Annotated in this window: 26 protein-coding genes, 1 other RNA gene and 2 pseudogenes; 24 read left to right on the top strand and 5 right to left on the bottom strand. The window is 39.1% G+C overall.

What is annotated here, in order from left to right; all coding sequences use genetic code 11:
- Positions 1-10 precede the first annotated feature (10 nt).
- From rnr to ssrA, 3 genes are all read left to right on the top strand, one after another.
- The gene (gene rnr, locus ACYH0L_RS15600) at positions 11-2,350 is read left to right on the top strand and encodes a ribonuclease R (RefSeq protein ID WP_327924420.1); all 2,340 of its coding nucleotides are present in this window, start codon (positions 11-13) and stop codon (positions 2,348-2,350) included.
- Between the two features lie 140 nt (positions 2,351-2,490).
- A complete protein-coding gene (gene smpB, locus ACYH0L_RS15595; protein ID WP_099727916.1) occupies positions 2,491-2,961 on the top strand; it encodes an SsrA-binding protein SmpB in 471 nt (156 codons plus the stop codon).
- Between the two features lie 177 nt (positions 2,962-3,138).
- Positions 3,139-3,501, top strand: a transfer-messenger RNA (tmRNA) gene (gene ssrA / locus ACYH0L_RS15590).
- 73 nt (positions 3,502-3,574) lie between these two features.
- On the opposite strand, the pseudogene ACYH0L_RS15585 reads toward ssrA, so the two are convergent.
- Positions 3,575-4,632: pseudogene (locus tag ACYH0L_RS15585) on the bottom strand (tyrosine-type recombinase/integrase).
- Positions 4,633-4,760: 128 nt separating this feature from the next.
- Here ACYH0L_RS15585 and ACYH0L_RS15580 point away from each other — a divergent pair.
- The 11 genes and pseudogenes from ACYH0L_RS15580 to ACYH0L_RS15530 all read left to right on the top strand — a co-directional run.
- A complete protein-coding gene (locus ACYH0L_RS15580; RefSeq protein ID WP_482354150.1) occupies positions 4,761-4,907 on the top strand; it encodes a hypothetical protein in 147 nt (48 codons plus the stop codon).
- A 28-nt stretch (positions 4,908-4,935) separates the two neighbouring features.
- Positions 4,936-5,358, top strand: a complete 423-nt coding sequence (locus ACYH0L_RS15575) for a TRADD-N-associated membrane domain-containing protein (protein ID WP_327924424.1) — start codon at positions 4,936-4,938, stop codon at positions 5,356-5,358.
- A gap of 22 nt (positions 5,359-5,380) precedes the next feature.
- Positions 5,381-5,650 (top strand): hypothetical protein, encoded by a 270-nt coding sequence (locus ACYH0L_RS15570; RefSeq protein WP_327924425.1) that lies wholly within the window; start codon positions 5,381-5,383, stop codon positions 5,648-5,650.
- 92 nt (positions 5,651-5,742) lie between these two features.
- Positions 5,743-6,189, top strand: a complete 447-nt coding sequence (locus ACYH0L_RS15565) for an ArpU family phage packaging/lysis transcriptional regulator (protein ID WP_327924426.1) — start codon at positions 5,743-5,745, stop codon at positions 6,187-6,189.
- Positions 6,186-6,731, top strand: a complete 546-nt coding sequence (locus tag ACYH0L_RS15560) for a tyrosine-type recombinase/integrase (RefSeq protein ID WP_327924427.1) — start codon at positions 6,186-6,188, stop codon at positions 6,729-6,731. Before ACYH0L_RS15565 ends, ACYH0L_RS15560 begins: the two co-directional genes overlap by 4 nt.
- A gap of 133 nt (positions 6,732-6,864) precedes the next feature.
- Positions 6,865-7,284, top strand: a complete 420-nt coding sequence (locus ACYH0L_RS15555) for a nucleotide excision repair endonuclease (RefSeq protein ID WP_327924429.1) — start codon at positions 6,865-6,867, stop codon at positions 7,282-7,284.
- A 26-nt stretch (positions 7,285-7,310) separates the two neighbouring features.
- On the top strand, positions 7,311-8,069 hold the full coding sequence (locus ACYH0L_RS15550) for a hypothetical protein (RefSeq protein WP_327924431.1): 759 nt from the start codon (positions 7,311-7,313) through the stop codon (positions 8,067-8,069).
- 181 nt (positions 8,070-8,250) lie between these two features.
- The gene (locus tag ACYH0L_RS15545) at positions 8,251-8,478 is read left to right on the top strand and encodes a DUF2513 domain-containing protein (RefSeq protein WP_327924432.1); all 228 of its coding nucleotides are present in this window, start codon (positions 8,251-8,253) and stop codon (positions 8,476-8,478) included.
- Between the two features lie 314 nt (positions 8,479-8,792).
- A complete protein-coding gene (locus tag ACYH0L_RS15540; protein ID WP_327924434.1) occupies positions 8,793-8,993 on the top strand; it encodes a hypothetical protein in 201 nt (66 codons plus the stop codon).
- 15 nt (positions 8,994-9,008) lie between these two features.
- A complete protein-coding gene (locus ACYH0L_RS15535) occupies positions 9,009-9,389 on the top strand; it encodes a hypothetical protein (protein ID WP_327924436.1) in 381 nt (126 codons plus the stop codon).
- Positions 9,390-9,628: 239 nt separating this feature from the next.
- Positions 9,629-9,803, top strand: a pseudogene (locus ACYH0L_RS15530) (peptidoglycan-binding domain-containing protein); the annotation flags it as partial.
- Positions 9,804-9,896: 93 nt separating this feature from the next.
- Here the strand turns inward: ACYH0L_RS15530 and ACYH0L_RS15525 are convergent.
- The gene (locus ACYH0L_RS15525; protein WP_327924438.1) at positions 9,897-10,262 is read right to left on the bottom strand and encodes a DUF1433 domain-containing protein; all 366 of its coding nucleotides are present in this window, start codon (positions 10,260-10,262) and stop codon (positions 9,897-9,899) included.
- 49 nt (positions 10,263-10,311) lie between these two features.
- On the opposite strand from ACYH0L_RS15525, the gene ACYH0L_RS15520 reads away from it, so the two are divergent.
- The gene (locus tag ACYH0L_RS15520; protein ID WP_482354149.1) at positions 10,312-11,727 is read left to right on the top strand and encodes a lipase; all 1,416 of its coding nucleotides are present in this window, start codon (positions 10,312-10,314) and stop codon (positions 11,725-11,727) included.
- A 12-nt stretch (positions 11,728-11,739) separates the two neighbouring features.
- Positions 11,740-12,045, top strand: a complete 306-nt coding sequence (locus ACYH0L_RS15515) for a hypothetical protein (protein ID WP_282062883.1) — start codon at positions 11,740-11,742, stop codon at positions 12,043-12,045.
- 40 nt (positions 12,046-12,085) lie between these two features.
- Here ACYH0L_RS15515 and ACYH0L_RS15510 read toward each other — a convergent pair whose 3' ends face one another.
- The 3 genes from ACYH0L_RS15510 to ACYH0L_RS15500 form a co-directional block, all read right to left on the bottom strand.
- Positions 12,086-12,277 (bottom strand): hypothetical protein, encoded by a 192-nt coding sequence (locus ACYH0L_RS15510; RefSeq protein ID WP_327924443.1) that lies wholly within the window; start codon positions 12,275-12,277, stop codon positions 12,086-12,088.
- A 304-nt stretch (positions 12,278-12,581) separates the two neighbouring features.
- A complete protein-coding gene (locus ACYH0L_RS15505; RefSeq protein WP_327924445.1) occupies positions 12,582-13,544 on the bottom strand; it encodes an ETX/MTX2 family pore-forming toxin in 963 nt (320 codons plus the stop codon).
- Between the two features lie 293 nt (positions 13,545-13,837).
- Positions 13,838-14,182: a hypothetical protein gene (locus tag ACYH0L_RS15500; RefSeq protein WP_327924447.1), complete on the bottom strand. Its 345-nt coding sequence runs from the start codon at positions 14,180-14,182 to the stop codon at positions 13,838-13,840.
- Between the two features lie 191 nt (positions 14,183-14,373).
- Here ACYH0L_RS15500 and ACYH0L_RS15495 point away from each other — a divergent pair, with 191 nt between their 5' ends.
- The 8 genes from ACYH0L_RS15495 to aspA all read left to right on the top strand — a co-directional run bounded on the left by ACYH0L_RS15495 (position 14,374) and on the right by aspA (position 22,945).
- A complete protein-coding gene (locus tag ACYH0L_RS15495) occupies positions 14,374-15,978 on the top strand; it encodes a histidine kinase N-terminal 7TM domain-containing diguanylate cyclase (RefSeq protein WP_099727914.1) in 1,605 nt (534 codons plus the stop codon).
- 256 nt (positions 15,979-16,234) lie between these two features.
- On the top strand, positions 16,235-16,690 hold the full coding sequence (locus tag ACYH0L_RS15490; protein WP_099727913.1) for a DUF6376 family protein: 456 nt from the start codon (positions 16,235-16,237) through the stop codon (positions 16,688-16,690).
- 106 nt (positions 16,691-16,796) lie between these two features.
- A complete protein-coding gene (locus ACYH0L_RS15485; protein WP_099727912.1) occupies positions 16,797-17,102 on the top strand; it encodes a metal-sensing transcriptional repressor in 306 nt (101 codons plus the stop codon).
- Between the two features lie 72 nt (positions 17,103-17,174).
- Positions 17,175-17,381: a copper chaperone CopZ gene (gene copZ, locus ACYH0L_RS15480; RefSeq protein WP_024423475.1), complete on the top strand. Its 207-nt coding sequence runs from the start codon at positions 17,175-17,177 to the stop codon at positions 17,379-17,381.
- Between the two features lie 81 nt (positions 17,382-17,462).
- A complete protein-coding gene (locus ACYH0L_RS15475) occupies positions 17,463-19,898 on the top strand; it encodes a heavy metal translocating P-type ATPase (RefSeq protein WP_099727911.1) in 2,436 nt (811 codons plus the stop codon).
- Positions 19,895-20,029 carry a hypothetical protein gene (locus tag ACYH0L_RS15470; protein ID WP_257213868.1) on the top strand — a complete coding sequence of 45 codons (135 nt, stop codon included), beginning with the start codon at positions 19,895-19,897 and terminating at the stop codon, positions 20,027-20,029. Before ACYH0L_RS15475 ends, ACYH0L_RS15470 begins: the two co-directional genes overlap by 4 nt.
- Before the next feature lie 175 nt (positions 20,030-20,204).
- A complete protein-coding gene (locus ACYH0L_RS15465) occupies positions 20,205-21,482 on the top strand; it encodes a cation:dicarboxylate symporter family transporter (protein WP_099728521.1) in 1,278 nt (425 codons plus the stop codon).
- Positions 21,483-21,499: 17 nt separating this feature from the next.
- Positions 21,500-22,945: an aspartate ammonia-lyase gene (aspA, locus tag ACYH0L_RS15460; RefSeq protein ID WP_099728520.1), complete on the top strand. Its 1,446-nt coding sequence runs from the start codon at positions 21,500-21,502 to the stop codon at positions 22,943-22,945.
- Positions 22,946-22,989: the final 44 nt, after the last annotated feature.

The following is a 22,989-nucleotide window of genomic DNA, read 5'->3' as shown; positions in this document are numbered from 1 at the left end:
GGGTTAGAGTGTGCAAAAAGAAGAATTTATGAATGAATTACTCGCTTTTATGCAAGAAGAGGCGTACAAACCGTTAACAGTACAAGAATTAGAAGTCATGATGGAAATTACAAATGCTGATGATTATAAAGAGCTCATCAAAGCACTTGTGATATTAGAGGATCAGGGACTTATCGTCCGTACCCGCAGTGATCGCTACGGTGTACCGGAAAAAATGAATTTGGTGAAAGGAAAGCTGTCCGCTCATGCGAAAGGATTTGCCTTTGTGACACCTGAAGAGTTTGGACAGGATGATATTTTCATTCCGCCAACAGAACTTGGAACAGCGATGAATGGCGATACGGTCATGGTTCGTGTCAGCCATAAATCCAATGGCACCAAAAAAGAAGGGACAGTCATCCGAATTCTGGAGCGGAATATTCAGTCGGTTGTCGGTACCTATACAGAAACAAAAAGCTTTGGTTTTGTCATTCCTGATGATAAAAAGATCACACACGATATCTTTATCCCGAAATCCGCCAAAAACGGAGCGGTAGAAGGTCATAAAGTCGTTGTGACGCTGACAAGCTATCCGGAAGGAAGAATGAGTGCAGAGGGCGAAGTGACTGAAATTTTAGGTCATAAAAATGACCCAGGCATTGATATTTTGTCGATCATTCATAAACACGGCCTGCCAGGTGAGTTCCCAGAAGAGGCGCTGCAGCAGGCGGTAGACACACCTGAAACAATCGATGAAAAAGATCTGGAAGGCAGACGTGATCTGCGCAACGAAACGATTGTGACAATCGACGGTGCAGATGCGAAGGATTTAGATGACGCGGTCACTGTGCAAAAGCTGGATGATGGTAAATATAAGCTAGGGGTGCATATTGCAGACGTCTCTCATTATGTCACTGAAAATTCTCCGATTGATCAGGAAGCCTATGAGCGCGGGACGAGTGTGTATCTTGTAGACCGCGTCATTCCGATGATTCCGCATCGTCTATCAAACGGCATTTGTTCATTAAATCCGAAGGTCGATCGTCTCACACTTTCCTGTGAAATGGTCATTGATCGCAATGGGAAAGTCGTCAAACACGAGATTTTCCAAAGTGTGATCAAAACAACTGAGAGAATGACGTATTCAGATGTGAATAAGATTTTAGTGGACCAAGACGAAGAGCTTCTAGAGAAATACGAGCCGCTTGTTCCTATGTTCCAAGAGATGGAGAAGCTTGCAGAAATCCTTCGTGACAAGCGGATGGAGCGTGGAGCTGTAGACTTTGACTTCAAGGAAGCGAAAGTGCTTGTTGATGATGAAGGAGCGGCAAAGGATGTCATCATTCGAGAGCGTTCAGTCGCGGAGAAATTAATTGAAGAATTCATGCTTGTCGCAAACGAGACGGTTGCAGAGCACTTCCACTGGATGAATGTACCGTTCATTTACCGAATTCACGAAGAACCAAATCCTGAGAAGCTTCAGCGCTTTTTAGAATTCGTGACAACATTTGGGTACATTGTTAAAGGAACGTCGACGAACATTCACCCGCGTGCACTTCAAAGTGTACTGGATGCCGTCCGAGATCAGCCAGAAGAAGTAGTCATTCAAACCGTCATGCTTCGCTCTATGAAACAGGCGAAGTATGATCCAGAAAGCATCGGGCACTTTGGGTTATCAACGGAATTCTATACGCACTTCACATCACCGATCCGCCGATATCCTGATTTAATTGTTCATAGACTGATCAGAACCTATTTGATTCAGAAAAAGACAGACGAAGCGACCCTTGAAAAGTGGGGACAGCTGCTGCCAGAAATAGCAGACCATGCGTCTACAATGGAACGCCGGTCCGTCGATGCAGAGCGTGAAACAGATGACCTGAAAAAGGCAGAGTTCATGCTTGATAAAATCGGTGAAGAATTTGATGGGATGATTAGTTCCGTGACGAATTTCGGACTATTCGTTGAACTGCCGAATACGATAGAAGGTCTCGTCCATGTCAGCTACATGACAGACGACTACTATCGCTTTGATGAACAGCATTTTGCTATGATCGGTGAGCGTACAGGAAATGTATATCGCATCGGTGACGAAATCACTGTCAAAGTGGTGAATGTCAATAAAGATGAGCACTCCATTGATTTTGAAATCGTCGGGATGAAAGGCACTCGTCGTAAATCACCTAAAGATTTCAAGTTCAAAAAACGGACAGATTCACCAGCAAAAAAAGGGAGCGTTGGTCAGAAGGCGTCTGGGGATAAGGCAAAAGACGATAAAGGCGGCGACTGGTTCACAGGTCGAAAAAAGAAGAAAAAGAAAAAACGCGTATTTGATAACGCACCGAAACAAAAGCGAAAAAAGAAAAAGTAACGTGCCAAAAAAGCAAATAGGGCATCACGCTCTATTTGCTTTTTGACCACATGGCGTCAGCATTGTCGAAAGCTGGATTGTTTGATAAAATAATCCGTACGATTTGGACTGTGTTTGTGTCAAAAGGAGGGTGTACGCCAATGCCAAAGGGAGAGGGAAAGGTTGTTTCCCAAAACAAAAAAGCAAATCATGACTATTTTATAGAAGAAACATACGAAGCAGGCCTTGTGTTACAAGGAACTGAAATCAAGTCGATTCGTGCAGGAAAAGTGAATTTAAAAGATTCCTTTGCCAAAATCGAACGAGGAGAAGTGTTTCTTCACAACATGCATGTCAGCCCATACGAGCAGGGGAACCGCTATAACCATGATCCGCTAAGAACGAGAAAGCTGCTGCTTCATCGCAAGCAAATTAGCAAATTGATTGGTGCCACAAAGGAAGAGGGCTACTCACTAGTTCCTATTAAATTATATTTGAAGAATGGCTTTGCCAAAGTGCTGATCGGAATCGGTAAAGGGAAAAAGAAATACGATAAACGTGAAGATCTGAAGAAAAAAGATGCAAAACGTGAAATCGACCGTGCCTTCCGTGATCGACAAAAGCAATTTTAGTGTTTGTGCAGATGGCTTGCTGATCGCATGAACACTATGCTACAATATGATATACAATAAACAATCATCGCAGTTCTTACAGAAACCACCAGTTGTTTCAGGCGATGAGATTGTTATAATAGTTATATACGGAAGCAGTTAAGCTGAACGTTTCCATCCCGTATATCCCTTTTACAAGGGGACGTTACGGATTCGACAGGGGCGGTTCGAGCTTGAGCTGCGAGCCGAGAGGCGATCTCGTTAACACGCACTAAATGTAACTGGCAAAACTAAAAGTTTTAACCAAAACTTAGCACTAGCTGCCTAATAAGCGCAGCGAGCTCTTCCTGACATTGCCTATGTGTCTGTGAGGAGCCCAATGAAGTAGGCTACGCTTACGTTTCCGTCTGAGGACGTAAGAAGAGATTCATCAGACTAGCTCTCCAAGCGCCCGTCAGCAGGCATGCGGATGAGTGAACACGTAAATATGTTGACTACGCTCGTAGACGCTTAAGTAATCGATGTCTCTGGACGTGGGTTCGACTCCCACCGTCTCCATCAAAACTTTTAGAATGCAGTCGTATCAAGGGTTTGAAAGCCCTTGATACTGGTCTGGCATCATTTTGGCATCATTTTAGAAAATTTCTTCTTCCATGAAAGCTACAACTTCCTTTTGTTTGGAAGGGTATAGGTGGCTATAAGTGTTTAGTGTTTCTGCAACATCTGAGTGACCTAAACGATTTGCCAGCACGCAGGTCTTATTTATTAAATATGAGGCATGGGAATGTCTGAATTCGTGAATAATAATCTTTCTGACATTCGATTCTTTTAAATATTTTGCATAACGTCTGTCGATAGTGCTGGTAGCTATACTATCGTAAAACGTTCCAAAAACTCTATAATTATTTTTAACTGGCGCTATTTTTTCAGCGTCTTTTTTTATGCCTTTTAATAGATCCATTACTTGATTTGGCATCAAAATAATTCTAATAGATGCAGCTGTTTTTGGAGGGGTAATTTCTCTATTATACTCCGTCTTATTAATGTCTATATAATTTTCTTCAAAATTGACATCAGCCCATGTTAAGGCGAGTAACTCTCCTTTTCTCGCTCCACTAAAATAAAGCGTGGAAAATAATGCTTATACAATGGATCCTCCACCACACTTATAAATGTTTTAAACTCTTCAAACTCCCAGTAATTCAACCTTTTATTAACAGTCACTTCAAAATTACCAACGACTTTCGCTGGATTATTCTCAGTACCATGATACTTCGCTGAAAAGTTGAATACAGCTGATAAGGTAGAATGGATTTTTTTAAGAAAATCAGGAGCATATTTATTAATGATTTTATTTTGATAAAGCATTACATGCCTTGGAGAAATTTTCTTTATTTCCATTTGTCCAAATTCATGTACTAGGTGGTTGAAGATGATGTTTTTAATCACCTGAATTGATGACTTTTTTCGTCGAGCTTGATACCAGTCAAAATAAGATTGAGCAGCTTCTTGAAAAGTAATCTGGGCTACTTTTTCATCATTGTAACCGAGTAGTAACTCTGCTTCTGCCTCTTGAGCATCTTTCTTTTTTTTAAAGCCTCTGCGCTTTACTTGTTTTTTTGTTCCATCACTTAAAGTGATTCTTTTTGCAAAGTAATATGTATTGGTTTTCTTATCCTTGTATACAGGCATCATTTCACCTCTAACAAATTTCCATTTTATCGGCGCTAGTAATGTCTATAACTCTTCTCGGGATCATTATTTTTTTCATAAGTACTACTAATGCAAGGCATAAACATGAATCAAGATACATCCGGACAATGATGGAATATGAACTTCTAAAAGAGCAGAAAACAAAATATGGTAAAGAGCAACAAGAGCAACAAGAGCAACAAGAGCAACAAGAGCAACAAGAGCAGCAAAATCAGCAAGATTTTGTGAATCTGACACAAAGTAGTAACGAATAAAAAACCACATGAGGAATTAGAAGAAAGAATGATAAAATTCCAACAACAAGCTCATGTTCATTCGAATATGCAGTTCTATGTTGGTTTAATCATGTCTATTGTTGGATTTATTCTTTTAATAGGTCTAATTATTTTTGCTTCTGGCTCAGAGAAAACAGTTTGTAGTACTATTAGCATTGTTGGAAGTTTAATTTTTGAAGGGATTTCACTTATGTTTTTAAAAGAATCACAAAAACTTCGAATTCGTGTAAAAGAATACCATGATAGTGTTACAGAGGATTATAAAAGAAAAGGAGCAATAGCATTAGCAGATAATATTCAAGATGAAAAATTACGTTCATTAGTGCAAGCCCAATTAGCTTTTCAATTAATGGGTATTGATGCTGGTACATTAAATATTTCAAATTTTTCAGCCAATAAATCTTCTCCTACTAAAGATGACTCTAATTAGTCGAGGACGGAGGTTAAATGAAGTGATAAACAAAAATGATGATCTATGGATGGTTTATGATCATGAAGAAGGACTTGTTGGCTTATTTGATGAAATAGAAGAAGCTTTAAAGGTTTACGAACACAAAAAGAATTCGTTAAAAAAGTACGTCGACGAAACTTTCTATGTATTTGAGGGAGATGAACGTATAGTTTTATCGAAAGTTATTAAACAATCTTATTCTTACGAAGATGCAGATAAAGTGACAGGTATTACTTACTGGAATTTCAAAGAAAAGAATCACAAAAACTAAATAAGTCCGAGACGGAGAGCCTGCGGACACTGATCAACACCTTTTACGGGTGCTGGTTGGTGTCCGTTTTTATTTGTCGGAAAGGAGCAAACATGAATCAGATAAGTTTGGAAATCCCGCAGATTGATGAAGAAAGAACGAAAGAAAAAATTGAAACGTTGCTTGAAAAATACAAAATATTAATGCTTCAAACGCCAGAAGATTTTCTTCCAAAGATCACAACAACTTATACAATTACACCATCGAATTTTTCGAACCAATTCCACTCATCCACCGAAGAAGCAGCCCTTAAAAAAATGGATTGGGAAATCAAGCGTGATCAATTCATGAAACGGATTCAGCGTGCAATTAATCGCCTTACGCAAAAAGAGCGCCGCATCTTGGTAATGCTCTATATGCAGGATGAAAAAATGTTTGATTATGAAATTTATGCAGAAATGGGTCTAAGCCAGCGGAACTATTACCGATTCAAGAATAAAGCCTTTTACCGTTTAGCCTTCGCACTTAGAGAAGAAGTGTACAAGGGGGGCAAGTCATGAATTTTGTTCAGCCGATAAGAGACTTTGACAAAGTGGAGCAAATGAAGGCTTATCTAAAAAGGAAAAATAGAAGAAATTATATATTGTTCATATTGGGGATCAGTACCGGCTTGAAGATATCTGATATCCTCAAGATCAAAAAAGAAGATTTGCTGAAAACACATTTGATCCTCAGAGAAACAAAAACAAAGAAGCAAAAGAGAATTCGTATACCGCCATCAGTTAGAAATGAATTGATTGCCTATGCTAAGGATCTAAAAGGCGCATCATACGTGATCAAAAGCAGGCAAGGGGAAAACAAAGCTATAGATAGATCGGTGGCATATCGCATTCTTAGAGAAGCGGCTGAACAAGTGAACATTACTGAAATAGGCACGCACACATTAAGGAAGACCTTCGGCTACCACTTTTATAAACAGACAAAGGATGTGGCTATGCTGCAAGAAATATTCAATCATGCCAGCCCAGATATTACATTGAGATACATTGGAATCAACAACCAAGACAACATGGATTCCGCAATGATGAAGTTTAAGATATAATTTTTTAGATATATCTGCACCAAAAAATATCAAAGAGTGCAGTCATTAAAGGGATTTAGAGACAAGGAATTCAGCGATTCTACGAGTACAACACACTATATGTTATGGTGTAGTGAGAAGGAGAGAAATATTGATGTCTATCAAGATCGAAATTCCTCAAATGATATTCAGTTTCAAAAAGGATGAACTGCACAACATCCCGAATCAGAGCGGGATATATATCATCTTTGGATGTAACGATGACGTTTTGTATGTTGGTAAGGCAAAGGAATTGAGAGGCAGAGTGAAGGGCCATTTCGCAGGGACAACATCGCTAAAAGATGTGACTCATAACTTCTACGAAGTGAGTGGTTTCTTCTGCGATGACGAAACAGAAAGAGACATCTATGAAACTTACATAATCAATATATTGAAACCTAAATTCAACATTGAAAAGACATATACTTATCAAACTTCGAGGTTCAATGAAGCTTTTCAAAGCGAAGAAGCTAAGAGAAGAAGTTTGGAAAAATTAAAGAAAATGAACGAGGAGATGGATCAATTCGGACTTTAATTAAAAATATTAACGGAGGAAAATAAATGAGTTTAGAGTCGGTTATTCAGATAGTTTCTACTGCTGGTGGATTAATAGCTGCAATATATACAGCTCGTGCTGCAATTCAAGCTAAGAAAAGTAATCAAATAGCTATTAATGAAATTAAACAAAACAGAAGGGTCAAATTGAATATCTCCCACAAAGATTTTAAAAGTACATTCTCTATGGATTGTGGAAAAGATTTTATAGTAGATGAAGATTCGATCCCTATTAAAAAGGAAAAATCGAAATTCTATTTAAAAGCAAGAAATATAGGGAATTTACCAGCGGAAAATGTTGAACTGAGTTTTGAGTATGAGGGGATAGAAGACTTTGTAAAATCATACTCACCTGAGAATGCATATGTAAATAATGGATGTAAATTGTTCCATACTTATAAACAGGATGGAAAAACTCACATGGAATTTTATCCAGACATCAATAGGGGTGATAGTTTTGAGTTTTCTTCACAAAAAGAATTTTATGGGTGTGTGATGCCTTTTGATTATTCAGATAGTTCTCTTAATATACATCTTCCGTTATTTTATATATATATGATTAATATGAAAGCAATTTACGAAGATATAAGCCTATTCAGTTTAATTATTAAGTTGAAATTTGATGATCCTAATAGAAAAGGTGAGAGCATCACTCAAAAGTTTTCTTTAAGACCTGAGATTTATATAGGTGACAATTATAATTATATACCCAATAATGCTGATTACTTCAATATTAATGGCAAATTTATCGTGATAGAAAAATAAAAATGGCACACTTTTGGCATGATCTTGGCAAAGCATTATGTCTGAGAGCGGTTATGATGGTATTAGGTGATAAATTGAGAGCGGCTTCCCTTTTGGAGGGCGCTTTTTCGTTCGACAAAGTTTGCAAACACTTTGAATTAGTCAATCTATACCGATATTTAATTGTAACGGGGAGGTTACGATGAAAAGAGATATGGATTTAATTCGAGAGATATTAATAAAATTAGAAGAGGATGAAAATCCTAATGATTGGATATCCATAGAAATTGAAAATAAAGATCCAGTAGAAGTTAGTTATCATGTTAAATTACTATCAGAAGCTGGAATGCTTGAAGGTAAAGATTTAGGAATTGATCAATATTTCTGTTGGAAAGCTAGAAGTCTTAATATCAAGGCCATGAATTATTAGATAGTATGAGAGATGATACTGTTTTCAAAAGAGTTAAGAATCACTTTGGTGAAAAATTCAATTCAGTATCGCTAGAAGTTATTAAAAAATTGGCTCTAAAATTTACACTTGAAAGTTTAGGAATAAATTGAGTGTGAAAAATAATACTTATATAAAAATGGCACACTTTTGGCACGATCTTGGCAAAGCATTTTGTTTCAAAGCGGTTATGATGGTATTAGGTGATAAATGAGAGCGGCTTCCATTGTGAAGGTCGCTTTTTATTTAGCAAAATATACTTATTTCTTGCCGATATAAACGGCAGGAGGGAAGAGATGAAACTAAATTCTAAAGACACCATACTAATATTCATCATTTTATCTATATTCATCGCAGATGTACTTATCTACTGCGGAATTTTAAATTTATTTTTTAAAGATAAAGAGACTATCTGGGCTGGATTAATTGCTTTCGTGGGAGCGATCATAGGTGGGGGAATTACATATTTAGGTGTTAGACGTCAAATTCAGCAATGAGAAAAAGAAGTTTTTATGAGCACTGTGACAGAAACCTTGGTCAAAATTAATAATTTAATAAATCTCTTAAAACCTATAGACAGTACATTGAATTATTTAAAAAACCCTCAAACTAATCAAGCTGATAAGGAGAAGGTTATTGAAAGTCATGTTTTTGGATTTATAAGAGTTCTTAGGGAACAAGAAGACATTGTATACAAATATCTAGATTACAATTTAGTATTATTAATTAGAAATTTCCAGAGATTATTTCCTGACCCACAACAACTTGAAAATTATAACTTTGAAATGGACATATACAAAGAGTTGAAAGAGTGCAGATACATATTTGAAAAGTTGATTGAAGAAGAGAAAAGAATTGAACAACGCTATAGAGAATACAAAAATACACCCTAGCATCCTTCGGGGTGCTTTTTATTTTGGGGTGAAATCATGAAAAAACCATTAAAACCATGCAATGAACCTGGATTTCCTCAACTAACACGCGAAGGATATTGCCAGCAGCATAAGTCATCGAAGCCTTCATACGATCTGCACCGTGAATCATCAGCACGTCGCGGATATAATAGCCGATGGCGTAAAGCGCGTGAAGGTTATTAACAAAGCCTTTGACAAAGGGAGCAGGAGTAAAAGCCGTACAGCAAGCTCTAGCGGCATCCAGACAAAGGTGCAAAAAACAACGGGATTGACGGATACTATGGTCCAAAAACAGCAAATGCGGTCAAACGATTCCAATTGATGCATGGTCTTGTGGCTGATGGCATCTATGGTCCAAAGACTCAAGCAGCCCTCGAAAAGCTATTAAAATAAAAATCTATAGACATACGACTATAGAAATGATAACAATTAAACCCCTGTCCTTAACGGATAGGGGCTTGATTTATTTTATGATTTATCCTCTTTTTAATATTCGCATACTTTATCTTCGCATTCAGGCTTTTCTTTAGCATCAACATAAGACGATGTTATAGTATCATTTGATTTGTCATAAATCCCCCAAAACTCTTTTTCTTTGTTACCATTCAAATACCCCTCTGCATTAATACCACCCATTGGGTCTATTTCATATTTTTCGGAGAACTCAATTTTATCTATTCCTTCATAGTTAGCATTTATGAAATTAGTCATTCGTATTTTAGCTTTATCAAATAATTCTAGTTCTGCAGTCTTAACTTTTTCTTGCTTTTCATCATATTGGTGTTTCATGTATATTCCTCCAAGTGTTATAATGATGATTGCTGACAACAGGATAATAATGTATTTTTTCATAAGACCATCCTTTCAGTGCTTATTTTACATGAGGAGTGTGTCAATGTACATGAGCAAGAAGACCAAGACCCCTAATATATCTGACCAGGATTATTATAGTATTAGTCAACTAACATATCGAGATGAGTATTTGAAAAAACATTTCTCGAAAAACATACCCGTGAAGATTAATTCAGGAAAACGATACATCATAGATAAAATCAAAAAAGACCCGGACACAGGGCTAGATGTTTACGTATTTGTCCAAGCCAAGAAAAAAGAAGGTAAATGGGTTAAACCCAAAGAGCCTGAGAATGTTGTCGTAGGTTTTCAAGGAACAAATCAGGAACAAATCAAAGCTGATGTGATAAGTGGAGATGGCGGCAACGTGGTAATGGGTAAAGACCCGAAAAAGAAAGTCAAATACATAATGAAAAAAGAGGCACCTGAAAACTCTAAAGCGATTACCAAGTATAACGGTAGTATGGAACAGGCCATGTTGATGAAAAGTGGAGATTACAAAATTGTCACTAAGACATCTCAATTTGACCAAGGTGATAAGCTCGTCGCCAATGAAGTAAAAAAGTATGCTGGCACTAATACAGTTATTTCGACAACGGGTCACTCACTTGGAGGGGCAGATGCGGAATACGCTGGTGTAAACAATAATGTTTACAGTGTAGCCTTTAACAACCCTTCCATTGTTAAGCTGCATGATGAAGAAACACAGAAGAAAATCAGAAACGGCGAATTTGATTTGTATCATAAAGCCATCATTAATCCCGATGATATGGTGGGTTCAGGTTGGTTATTAGAATATGATCGACACAACGGAACGACAATTTATACGAAAGATCCCAGTCAATCACGAAGAGAGCGTATAGATCGGTTTGTGTCACCGCTTGGTGTTCCTGGGGTTTTAGGAAATTTGATTACTTCCTTCTATGGCCAAGCATTCGCCAAAGATCCGGATACTCATAGTTTAAACGATTCGAACTTTACATTTGATAAGAATGGTAATATCAAAAGTGTGGAAGGAAGCAAAGGTGTTTATAACCAGAATATCGAATCGTTCTCATCTTATTCTGGTATGAATGGACAAACCATCAAAGTGGATGCCAAATATGCAAAAGAATTAGCTCATCGATTACAGGCAGCTATCGAAGACTTAAAAACAAAAAAACAAGCAATTGAACAATTCCCTCATGATCACAGCAAAATGGTTTATGACGTAAAATCTATTTGCGGAAAGAGGTTAGGAGAATTCAAGGATCTAGATCCAAGTGACGTTGATAAAGCTATATTGTTTCACGCCCCTTTTGTGAAAGATGGAGCAGCATTTTATGACTCAGAAGAACAGTATCAAACTGAGGCTTCTCTTCATTATTTGATTAGAGATTTAGAGGATATTAGTGAGTTTATTGTGAAAATGGCGGAGGATTTAAAAGATAAGGATAATGAATTAGCAAGATGGTTACGGTTGTAAGGAGGATTTAAATTGCCATATGGAGTTAATATGGATGCAGATGAGTTTTACAGACGATTACAACAGAATGAGGAATTAAAAAACATTGTGGGTTCAAGTTTAAAAACTCATTGTCAGAATCTAAAAGAAGACACAAAAAACGCATCAGATTTTTCTTCAGCACAACAGGTTGTAGCTGAAGTGTATGTTGCTTTACTCTCTTCATTTGAAGGAAAAGCTAAGGATGCATTGGTACAAAGGCTCAATGAAAATGCGACTATGCTGACAAATGCAACAGAGAACAGAAGTGTTTTTCTGAGAAGTATTAAGACTAAATAGTTAACATAACCTCTCCGCAACTATGCGATGGAGGTCTTTTTTATTTAAACCGCCATTCCTTCTTCTCTTTATCCCATTCTAATTCATTTCTAGACATCAGGTTTTTAACAGCCTTACGGATTGCTGGTTCATTTTTACCTGTTTTCGTTTTAAGGTGATCCATTGTTGGGTTCTTGCGGAACCGGCTCATATTATAGATGATTCGGTAAAGCTTCCTTTCAAGATCGGTCACGGGGCTACCCTCCTATAAAAAAAATGTATGTTCGATTATAAATGTTAATAAAAAACCCTACAACTTGAAGGGTCACTTTAAAGAAGATACTTTATCGGCTTTCATTTGTTCTCCTGAACGTTCATACGAGAATTCAGCTACTGCTTCACCTCCATATATATAAGGGTCTAGCCAACCGAATGACATAAAACCCACGCTAAGACTAATTAGTGAAAATAAATAAACACACAGAAAAAGAAGTCTATAATTTTATAGACTTCTTTTTCACATGCAATTTATCCTTGCGCATGTGCGGTGGCCGCTACTAATTAGTTTTTATGATCGCTGGCACATTAATTCTAGTTGTTTGATTAGTATCTATATCAGTAATATCTAACTGACTTGAAGAATAATAACTCGCATTATAAGTACCATCATCAATCTTATAGTTCATTTCATCAGGTGCATTATAAGACCATCCATTATATTCACTCTTTCCTTTTGTTAGGAACCAGTCACCGATTTTCATAAAATTAAATGGAACCTCACCTTTATTTGGTGAGAAATAGGCCATACCATTAGGAGTCCAGCCTTTAAGTGTGCCGTAAAACCCTAATTTACCTACTGCCTCACCTTCAGTAATTAGATAAGTAACTTTAATACTCTGTCCAGAATCAACGGTTATTTTTTGAGATGGTATTTTAATAGTATTACTTTCAGTTGTTGTTTGTGATTTAGATTCTCCGTACTTATATACTGCAGATATTTCTGTTTTTGTACCACCAACTAAAGGGATTTTAAACTCTGAGGTAGACTTCAATCCGAAATCGGCATTGTTCGTATGAGTTAAAACTGTAGAATATGTTCTTGTAAAAGATCGTTCTGGAGTTAATAATTCTCGTGGTTTATTTGTGTTATTAGTGAGAACCTCCTCTGTAGCTATAACATTTTTAGTACTAGTCTGTATTGGATCTCCGATGCTTTTTACAAATTGATTATCCATCCATGCTGCTACATGCCAATCTATTGGTTGAGAAGCAAAATAACCTTGTACATACTCTTTGTAGTATTCATCTGAGCTATTAAAATAACGAGGCTTTGAGAAATTCGGATATTCAATGGTTAGATTATTTCCATTGCGCAAATCATACGACATATCAGACCATCGGTGTTTTAACTGAGTGTATGCATCACTATCGGCGTATACATCTTGTGGTTTAAAAGAAGACATTAGAAGTAAAAAAAATACTGAGAAGAATGCACATTTAAATATTTTTTTTGTTTTCATTCGTTATTCATCTCCATTTCTTTTTTAGAAAAGAAGTTATGAATAAAAAATCCATAACATTATCTTTGATTTAACTTTAGTTGATCACCTCTGTTATGTAAAGTATTAATATTTTTAGGAATTTATGTCATATGATATTTTTTCTACAGATCTAATTTCCTTTCAAGGTCAGTCACGAGGTTATCCTCCTGTAAATAGAGAATATATGTTCGGTTATAAATGCACATTAAATCCCCTTCAAGTTGATTTGGAGGGGATTTAATAATTTTAAGCATATTGCTACACCTAAGAATTTATTTAGGTTCAATATTTAATATTAATGACGTGCTAGGAATTTTAGTTAATTGAACAGAGTAATCACCGTCAATTATACTAAGTGACTCTTTATCATTATTTGAAAAATCATTTAAGTGTTTAAAGTCAATCCCCAGTATGTGGAGCACAGCTAATGTATTCCTCATTCCCTGTTCAGATGATAAATTTTCTGATCCGGTTGTAAGTATGTTCAGGCGAAAGAAGTTTTTATCTAAATCATGCCATGCTTGCAGGTTAAAAGTGCCGCCAGAGTCATCAAGTTGCATTAATAATTCTTTTGTGTAAACTTGACCTTCTGCTAGACTCCCACCATCTTCATACATCTTTTTTTAATTCTCATGAACGTTTCCTCGAGAAAGCAAAAAGTAGTGAAAATAAGAGGCGTCATCATAAGGAAAACGCCCGTTACTTTACAAAAACTCCAACCAATTCAAAATCACACCTTCCCATTTGAGACGTCCTCATATATAGTAATATTAGACTAGTTCTAAATAACTGAAATTGGGGCGTTTACATGGATTCGATTGTTTTACATTTTATTGTGATCATGAGTGTTTCTGGCATTCTGTCCGTGATATTATCAATCATTGCTCATGCAAATCGCCATCGGTATATTGGCTGTCAATTGTTTATGTACATGTCTGGGGCAACCGCGATTTATATTTTTGGGCATACGTTTGAATTATTGGCGCGTACTCCTGAAGAAATCATGTTCTGGGTTTGTTTTCAATACATAGGTCTACCGTTTATCGCACCGTTCAGCCTCATGATTGTGCTGCAATTTACGGGATTCCATCAATATTTCACAAAGCGCCGCGTGCTTCTCATCTTACTGATTCCAACTCTCACCACCATTATGGTGTTCACCAACTCTTTTCATTCACTCTTTTATCGAAGCATCACGATGAATTCAGTAGACGGATTTTTATTGGCTGATTTTACGATTGGCTATTGGTATATCATTCATGGCGTTTATACGTTTGGTTGTTCGATGCTTGCTATTTTTATGCTGCTTTGGTTTTTACGTGTTACAAAAAAAGAATATTTAAAGCAGATTCTGATACTGTTAGTGGGAATGTCATTACCAATTATGACTTCTTTTATTTATTTATTAGGCGTTACACCCCTTCATATTGACCCAGTCCCTGTGGTGATGTTTTTAACCAATGCGCTCTACTTATGGGCGATTATGTCGTTCCAGCTCTTTCAGCTCTCTCCCATTGCAATGGAGCGTGTGTTTGAGCATATGTCTGAGGGGGTTCTCATTATAGATCGATACCGGACACTTATAGATTACAACCCCGCTGCTGCATCGATCATTCCAGCACTCTCTAATAAAAAGGGGATTGGCTATAAAATTGACGATATTTTCTCAGGAATCATCAAAGATACCGCGTTCATTCAGTGGCTGCGTTCTCCGCAGGATCATTCGCAGTATGATTTGATGTGGGAAAAAGAAGAGCCCTTCTATTATCAACTGACGGCTTCTTCGTTATTTAATAGAAGAGGCGAGATTGAGGGCAGGCAGATTGTGATCAGTGATGTAACAGAGCAGCGCCTGCTGCAGGAAGAGCTGGAGCGCCGTGCATATATGGATGGTTTGACGAATATCTTCAACCGTTCTTCTTTCATCGAACGAACGCAGATGATATTGGAAGAGGATGCGCAGGATACCGCCATTTTGCTGTTTGATATTGATTTCTTTAAACAAATTAATGATACGCACGGACATCATATCGGGGACGAGGCACTGCGTCATGTCGTCTCCATTTGTCAGCAGCATTTAAAAATGGATGATTTATTTGGCCGATATGGGGGAGAAGAGTTTGCCATTTGTCTGCCGCATCATTCATTTGAAGAGGCATGTCATATCGCGGAACGAATGAGACATTCGTTTGAGACGAGTTTCTTTGAGACTGATGAGGAAAAAGTGCGAGTGACAGCGAGCTTTGGAATCGCTCATACAGCTTATGATCCAAATGTATTAGAAACTCTTCTATTTGAAGCGGACCAAGCCTTGTATATGTCAAAACGCCAAGGACGCAACCGGATTTATGCGTCCACTGGAGCGGACTACATGCTGTATGAAGAGCATGATCAGCCGCCGGCTTCTCATTGACTGTTGTCCTGACATTCGATATGATAAACATAACATTTGAACGGTTTCCTAAAGGGGAGTAGCTTTTACGCTTTGGTCGTCACTACAGAAGCAGCGATTGCTTCTCGGCCATTCCGGCATGAACATGTTAGCCAGACCTTTGCCTATCACACATGAGGCAAAGGTCTGGCTTTTTTTGAAGTCCTTTTGCATCAGTGTGATAGGGGAGCAGAACAAATGAATGCTTTCAACACAACAGATGGAAGGATGATCGATCTTGAAAAAATATGTGATGGCTTTCCTATTTTCCGGCACGCTTGTATTAAGTGGATGTTCCGGCTTGCTTGACCAGGTCAACGATACGACGACATATGTCACAGAGGCAAATAAGTATGTGACTGACATTCAGCAATTTACGGAGAACTTTCCAAAGCTCGCTGAAGAAGCTGTACAAAATGCCGCCAAAAAAGCAGAATTGACGCAGCAGCTTGAATCATTGAAGGCAGACATTCAAGAATTTAATGAACTGACAGCACCAAAAATAGCGGAAGATCTGCATGCGCAAATCATGGAAAAAAATAAGGTGCTGTCGGAGGAAATTCAAACCTATTTACAGCAATTGAAAGCTGACAATAGCGATGCTGCAGCCATTTTAGTGGACCAGCAAGGGCTGATCAAGCAGCTTCAGCAGTCCGTCAGTCTTTTACAGGATATTGAACAATTAACAAACTAGGACAAACTCAGCTCTTAGACGGGCATTCAGCATATCTTTGCCTTTTCCGGTGGAGATATGCTTTAATTTAGTTAAAGATAAGTCATAATAGAAAAAAGGTGATCACATGACAAAACATGAAGAAAGACATATTGCTTCGCCTAGAGCCGAGAAGGAAAAAGACCAATTAATCAATCGCTTGAAACGAGTGGAAGGACAAGTTCGAGGGATTCAGCAAATGATTGAAAATGATCGTTACTGTATAGATGTCGTCAATCAAATTTCTGCTGTCAATGCCGCTTTAAAAAAGGTCAGTCTTCAATTGATGGAAAAGCATACACATCACTGCGTAGCGGATGCCATTAAGAGCGGCAACGGAGATGAAGCCATTGAAGAGTTAATGAACGTCTTTACGAAACTGACAAAATCGTAGCCTTTATGTTTACAATGATACCCTACTAGGGTATAGTAAGGTGTAGAAAATGATTGATGGAGGCGATGAGAAGTGGAACAAGCAACACTTCAAGTACAGGGCATGTCTTGCGGACATTGCGTGAAAGCAGTCGAAGGAAATGTAGGAGAATTAGCAGGTGTTGAATCTGTGAAAGTCCATTTAGACAAGGGACAGGTGGAGGTTTCTTTTCATCCTGATCAAGTCACGTTACACCGAATCTCTGATGTGATTGAAGAACAGGGATATGATGTCGTCTAAATGATATACGTGCTGCATGTGACAGCGCGTATTTTTTTCAAAAAAAGATACCCCCATGGAGTATGTGAAGAGGTGAGATGAATGAAAAAGGAAATTGATTTTCATATTACGGGAATGACCTGTGCTGCCTGTGCAGGACGCATTGAAAAGGGTTTGAACAAGCTGGAAGGTGTGGATGAAGCCAATGTGAATTTGGCACTTGAAACATCTCATATCGTATATGAAACGGAACAGCTATCACCAGATGATCTGAAGAAAAAAATCCAATCTCTTGGCTACGATGTGGCGATGGAGCAAGCAGAGTTTGATATAGAGGGAATGACCTGTGCGGCTTGTGCCAACCGAATTGAGAAAAAAATCAACCGGTTGGACGGTGTTGCTCAAGGATCTGTAAACTTTGCGCTTGAGACACTTCAGGTCACATATCATCCGGGCCAAACGTCTACAAGTGACATAAAAGATGCCGTTCAGTCCATTGGGTATTCATTAATTGAACCAGCTGAAGAATTAGCAGAGGAAGGGAAAAAGGATCATCGACAAGCAGCGATAGAGAAGCAAACGGCACGCTTTTTATTCTCGATGATCTTGTCACTGCCCCTCCTTTGGGCAATGGTCAGCCATTTTTCCTTCACGTCTTTTATTTGGCTGCCAGAAGCGTTCATGAATCCATGGGTTCAGCTTGCATTAGCAGCACCTGTTCAGTTTATTGTCGGCTGGCCCTTTTATGTAGGCGCGTATAAAGCTTTAAGAAATAAAAGTGCCAATATGGATGTCCTTGTGGCACTTGGGACATCTGCGGCGTTTTTCTATAGCTTATATGAAAGCATTCAGCAAGCGGTTCAAGGCACACATGAGGCAGCACTCTATTATGAAACAAGTGCTGTGCTCATTACGTTGATCGTGCTCGGAAAATTAATGGAAGCAAGAGCAAAAGGGAGATCATCAGAAGCGATTCAAAAGCTAATGGGCTTACAAGCAAAAGAAGCTGTTATTGAGCGAGATGGGGAAGAGATGACCGTTCCTATTTCTGATGTGAAAGTGGATGATCTTGTGTTTGTAAAACCAGGTGAAAAAGTACCGGTAGATGGAGAGATCATGGAGGGAACAACCGCGATAGACGAATCCATGATTACAGGAGAAAGTCTGCCTGTTGATAAAACCGCAGGAGATGCGGTCATTGGGGCAACCATCAATAAAAATGGGTTTATCAAAGTGAAAGCGACAAAAGTGGGGAAAGAGACGGCCCTTTCACAAATTATCCGAGTGGTAGAACAAGCACAAGGCTCAAAAGCACCGATTCAAAGAATGGCTGATCAAATATCAGGTGTATTTGTCCCTATTGTTGTCGGAATTGCTGTGCTCACCTTCCTTATATGGTTTTTCTTTGTTGATCCAGGGAATGTGACTGCAGCACTTGAAACCTTTATAGCGGTCATAGTCATTGCATGTCCGTGTGCGCTCGGTCTTGCTACACCAACCTCTATTATGGCTGGCAGCGGCCGTGCGGCTGAATCAGGCATTCTGTTTAAAGGCGGAGAACATTTAGAAGTGACCCAATCACTGGACACGGTGGTTTTAGATAAAACAGGGACTGTGACAAAAGGTGAGCCGAGTCTTACAGATGTGATGGCATATGCAAATTGGACAGAAGATGCGCTGCTTCAGCTAGTGGGATCGGCAGAACAGCAGTCGGAACATCCACTTGCTCGAGCGATCACTGACGGAATGAAGAAACGAGGTCTTGAAGCGGCCGAGGTAGAAGACTTTCAAGCAGACCCTGGTCATGGCATTGAAGCAAAGGCCGCCGGGCGCAAGCTTTTGATTGGAACGCGGAAGCTATTACAGAAACATCATATCCCATATGATCAAGTCGAAGGATCCGTCACGCTACTGGAGCAGCAAGGGAAAACGGCAATGCTCGTCGCGATTGACGGCGAAGTCGCCGGTATTGTCGCGGTGGCAGATACGATCAAATCATCCTCTCCTCAAGCCATCGCCCGGTTGAAAGAGCAAGGGATTCACGTTGTCATGATGACAGGGGATAACAAGCGCACAGCAGAGGCGATCGCAAGACAGGCGGGTATTGAGCATGTCATCGCTGAAGTTCTGCCTGAGGAGAAGGCTGCTCACATTGCAGCGCTTCAGGAACAAGGAAAGAAAGTCGCCATGGTCGGAGACGGCATCAATGATGCACCAGCCCTTGCGACAGCGAATATTGGGATGGCGGTTGGAACAGGTACAGACGTTGCTATGGAAGCGGCAGATATTACGCTCATGACAGGAGACCTCCATGCCATTGCAGATGCGCTTGAGTTTAGCAAAAAAACGATGAGAAATATTAAGCAAAATCTATTTTGGGCGCTTGCCTATAACTGTATTGGGATACCGGTAGCTGCATTCGGATTCCTTGCCCCATGGCTTGCAGGAGCGGCAATGGCCTTTAGTTCCGTGTCGGTTGTTCTGAATGCGCTCAGATTGCAGCGGTTGAAACCTGTAAGAGAGGGAGTGGCAGAATGAAGCTGAATGTCAAATGGATTTGGACATTGAGTGCATTGATCTATGTTGCTTTCGTATTCATTGGATATGCCATATATGATGAATTTTATGCAAATCAAGATACGCCAAGTGAACAGATGCAAAATCATTAAGACTTCGCCAAAAGCGAAGTCTTTTTTTAACAATTTTGTGGAAAAACCCACCTTTTTAAAGATTTTTCATAAAAAATTCATTTGTTTTTGTTCCTTTTTGTCGTTTTTTGTAGGTTCATCGTTAAGATGCGATTAAGCAACAAAGAAAGCGTTATCAAAAAAAGGGGGTTCACGTATGAAAAAGTTAGGGTTAGCTTCTCAAATACTCATTGCACTTGTTCTGGGTGTTATCGTAGGAGCGCTGTTTTATCAAAATGAAACCGTTATTAATGTGTTAACGCCAATTGGCGATATATTCATTCATTTAATTAAAATGATCGTTCTTCCAATTGTTATTGCTGCATTGATTGTAGCAGTAGCTGGTGTAGGGGATATGAAAACCATAGGAAGACTCGGCGGAAAAACGATCCTTTACTTCGAGATTGTCACAACGATTGCATTAGCAGTTGGACTGCTTGCAGCGAACTTCTTCCATCCTGGTACAGGAATTGATATGAGCAACATGGAAAAGGGAGATATCTCGAAATATGAAGAGACGTCTAAGGCTTCTTCCGAAAAAGCTAGTTTCTCTGAAACAATTGTGCATCTTGTGCCAACAAACGTTTTCCAATCAATTGCAGAAGGTGATCTATTACCAACCATCTTCTTTACAGTCTTATTCGGATTAGGAATTGCCGCAGTAGGAGACAAAGGGAAACCAGTATTAGGATTCTTTGAGGGTATACTCGAAGCCATGTTCTGGGTGACCAATAAAGTGATGAAGTTTGCACCATTTGGTGTATTCGCGCTCATCAGTGTGACGGTGATCAAATTCGGGGTCGGAGCGCTTCTCCCGCTAGGTAAGCTGGTACTTGTCGTTTACGGCACGATGGCATTCTTCGTGATTGTCGTACTTGGCATTATCGCAAAATTAGCTGGAACAAGCGTCTTTACACTATTTAGAGTGTTAAAAGAAGAAATTATTCTTGCATTCTCAACAGCAAGTTCTGAAGCTGTACTGCCTAGATTAATGGACAAAATGGAGAAGTTCGGCTGCCCGAAAGCGATCACGTCGTTCGTTATCCCAACAGGGTACACCTTTAACCTGGATGGAAGTGCGATCTATCAATCCATTGCTGCCATATTTGTTGCCCAAATGTACGGCATGCCGCTTTCCATTTATGAGCAAATTACGTTACTATTAATCTTAATGCTGACATCAAAAGGTATGGCTGGTGTACCAGGTGCATCTATCGTTGTTGTCATCACAACACTTGGTGCAATGGGACTTCCGCTTGAAGGACTTGCCTTCATCGTTGGGATCGACCGTATTCTTGACATGGTTCGTACAACAGTGAACGTATTTGGTAACTCACTTGCAGCGATTGTCATGTCTAAGTGGGAAAAAGTATTTGATCAAGAGAAATCGAAAAAGTATATTGAGGAATTAAAGCAACAAACAAAAGCAGCGTAAAAAAGGAGACCTTTCAAATGACGAAGCTACAGGATAAGCAAGTTCGAATCGAACGAGACTTTCTAGGTGAAAAGGAAGTAGACACTCAAGCGTATTATGGAATTCAAACATTACGTGCAGTGGAGAACTTTCCAATTACTGGCTACCATGTTCATGAGGAACTCATCAAAGCATTAGGGATTGTCAAAAAGGCAGCCGCACTTGCAAATATGGATACACAGCGACTTTATGCTGGTCTTGGAGAAAAAATTGTTCAAGCCGCAGATGAGGTCATCGAAGGAAAATGGAACAACCAATTTATTGTCGATCCAATTCAAGGCGGGGCTGGCACTTCAATGAATATGAATGCCAATGAAGTCATTGCAAACAGAGCGCTTGAACTACTAGGAAAGGAAAAAGGCGCTTATCATGAGCTCAGTCCAAATACGCATGTGAACATGTCGCAGTCAACAAACGACGTTTTCCCAACAGCGATTCATATTTCGACATTGAATATGATTGAAAAACTACTTTATACGATGGAAAACATGCATCAAGTCATGACTGAAAAAGCGCAGGAATTTGATCATGTGATCAAAATGGGACGTACGCATCTTCAGGACGCTGTTCCAATCCGACTTGGTCAAGAGTTTAGTGCCTATGCAAAGGTTCTCGCTCGTGATATTAAACGCATCAAGCAGTCTAGACAGCATTTATATGAAGTCAATATGGGTGCAACAGCAGTTGGAACTGGACTGAATGCTGATCCTAAATACATTCGTCAAGTAGTCGGCTATCTATCTGATATCAGTGGATTACCATTAGTTGGAGCTGAAGACTTAGTCGATGCAACGCAAAATACGGATGCTTATACAGAAGTATCTGCTGCGTTAAAAGTATGTATGATGAATATGTCCAAAATGGCGAACGATATTCGTTTGATGGCATCAGGTCCAAGAGCAGGCTTTGGTGAGCTTCATTTGCCGCCTAGACAGCCAGGTTCATCGATCATGCCAGGGAAAGTCAACCCGGTGATGCCAGAGGTCATGAACCAAGTGGCGTTCCAAGTCATCGGGAATGATCATACGATCTGTCTTGCATCAGAGGCTGGTCAGCTTGAACTGAACGTGATGGAACCAGTCCTTGTGTTCAACTTGCTTCAATCTCTCAGCATCATGAAAAATGTATTTGAGTCCTTCGTAGATAACTGCTTGCGTGACCTAAAAGCAGATGAATCTAGATTAAAAGAATATGTAGAAAAGAGTGCTGGTGTCATGACGGCGGTCAATCCGCATATTGGTTATGAAGCTGCTGCACGAATTGCCAGAGAAGCGATTCTTACAGGCGTATCTGTACGTGAGCTTTGTCTGCAAAATGATGTTTTATCAGAGGAAGAGCTTGATGTCATCTTAAATCCTTTTGAAATGACAAAACCAGGTATTGCTGGCGCATCACTTTTAGAAAAGGATCGTTTAGAAGATTAAGCTGCATCATGATAAGCGCACACCGACAAAGTTCCGGTGTGCGC

The organism is Bacillus sp. MC1252 (genome assembly GCF_056838025.1).
Note: the sequence above shows the minus strand (reverse complement) of the source record. Positions and strands in the feature narration are given on the sequence as shown.

Coding starts and splice junctions, on each gene's coding strand:
- smpB (WP_099727916.1), top strand. CDS start 2,491: ATGCCAAAGGGAGAGGGAAAGGTTGTTTCCCAAAACAAAAAAGCAAAT.
- ACYH0L_RS15580 (WP_482354150.1), top strand. CDS start 4,761: ATGATGGAATATGAACTTCTAAAAGAGCAGAAAACAAAATATGGTAAA.
- ACYH0L_RS15575 (WP_327924424.1), top strand. CDS start 4,936: ATGATAAAATTCCAACAACAAGCTCATGTTCATTCGAATATGCAGTTC.
- ACYH0L_RS15565 (WP_327924426.1), top strand. CDS start 5,743: ATGAATCAGATAAGTTTGGAAATCCCGCAGATTGATGAAGAAAGAACG.
- ACYH0L_RS15560 (WP_327924427.1), top strand. CDS start 6,186: ATGAATTTTGTTCAGCCGATAAGAGACTTTGACAAAGTGGAGCAAATG.
- ACYH0L_RS15555 (WP_327924429.1), top strand. CDS start 6,865: ATGTCTATCAAGATCGAAATTCCTCAAATGATATTCAGTTTCAAAAAG.
- ACYH0L_RS15550 (WP_327924431.1), top strand. CDS start 7,311: ATGAGTTTAGAGTCGGTTATTCAGATAGTTTCTACTGCTGGTGGATTA.
- ACYH0L_RS15545 (WP_327924432.1), top strand. CDS start 8,251: ATGAAAAGAGATATGGATTTAATTCGAGAGATATTAATAAAATTAGAA.
- ACYH0L_RS15540 (WP_327924434.1), top strand. CDS start 8,793: ATGAAACTAAATTCTAAAGACACCATACTAATATTCATCATTTTATCT.
- ACYH0L_RS15535 (WP_327924436.1), top strand. CDS start 9,009: ATGAGCACTGTGACAGAAACCTTGGTCAAAATTAATAATTTAATAAAT.
- ACYH0L_RS15525 (WP_327924438.1), bottom strand. CDS start 10,262: ATGAAAAAATACATTATTATCCTGTTGTCAGCAATCATCATTATAACA.
- ACYH0L_RS15520 (WP_482354149.1), top strand. CDS start 10,312: ATGAGCAAGAAGACCAAGACCCCTAATATATCTGACCAGGATTATTAT.
- ACYH0L_RS15505 (WP_327924445.1), bottom strand. CDS start 13,544: ATGAAAACAAAAAAAATATTTAAATGTGCATTCTTCTCAGTATTTTTT.
- ACYH0L_RS15500 (WP_327924447.1), bottom strand. CDS start 14,182: ATGTATGAAGATGGTGGGAGTCTAGCAGAAGGTCAAGTTTACACAAAA.
- ACYH0L_RS15495 (WP_099727914.1), top strand. CDS start 14,374: ATGGATTCGATTGTTTTACATTTTATTGTGATCATGAGTGTTTCTGGC.
- ACYH0L_RS15485 (WP_099727912.1), top strand. CDS start 16,797: ATGACAAAACATGAAGAAAGACATATTGCTTCGCCTAGAGCCGAGAAG.
- ACYH0L_RS15475 (WP_099727911.1), top strand. CDS start 17,463: ATGAAAAAGGAAATTGATTTTCATATTACGGGAATGACCTGTGCTGCC.
- ACYH0L_RS15470 (WP_257213868.1), top strand. CDS start 19,895: ATGAAGCTGAATGTCAAATGGATTTGGACATTGAGTGCATTGATCTAT.
- ACYH0L_RS15465 (WP_099728521.1), top strand. CDS start 20,205: ATGAAAAAGTTAGGGTTAGCTTCTCAAATACTCATTGCACTTGTTCTG.
- aspA (WP_099728520.1), top strand. CDS start 21,500: ATGACGAAGCTACAGGATAAGCAAGTTCGAATCGAACGAGACTTTCTA.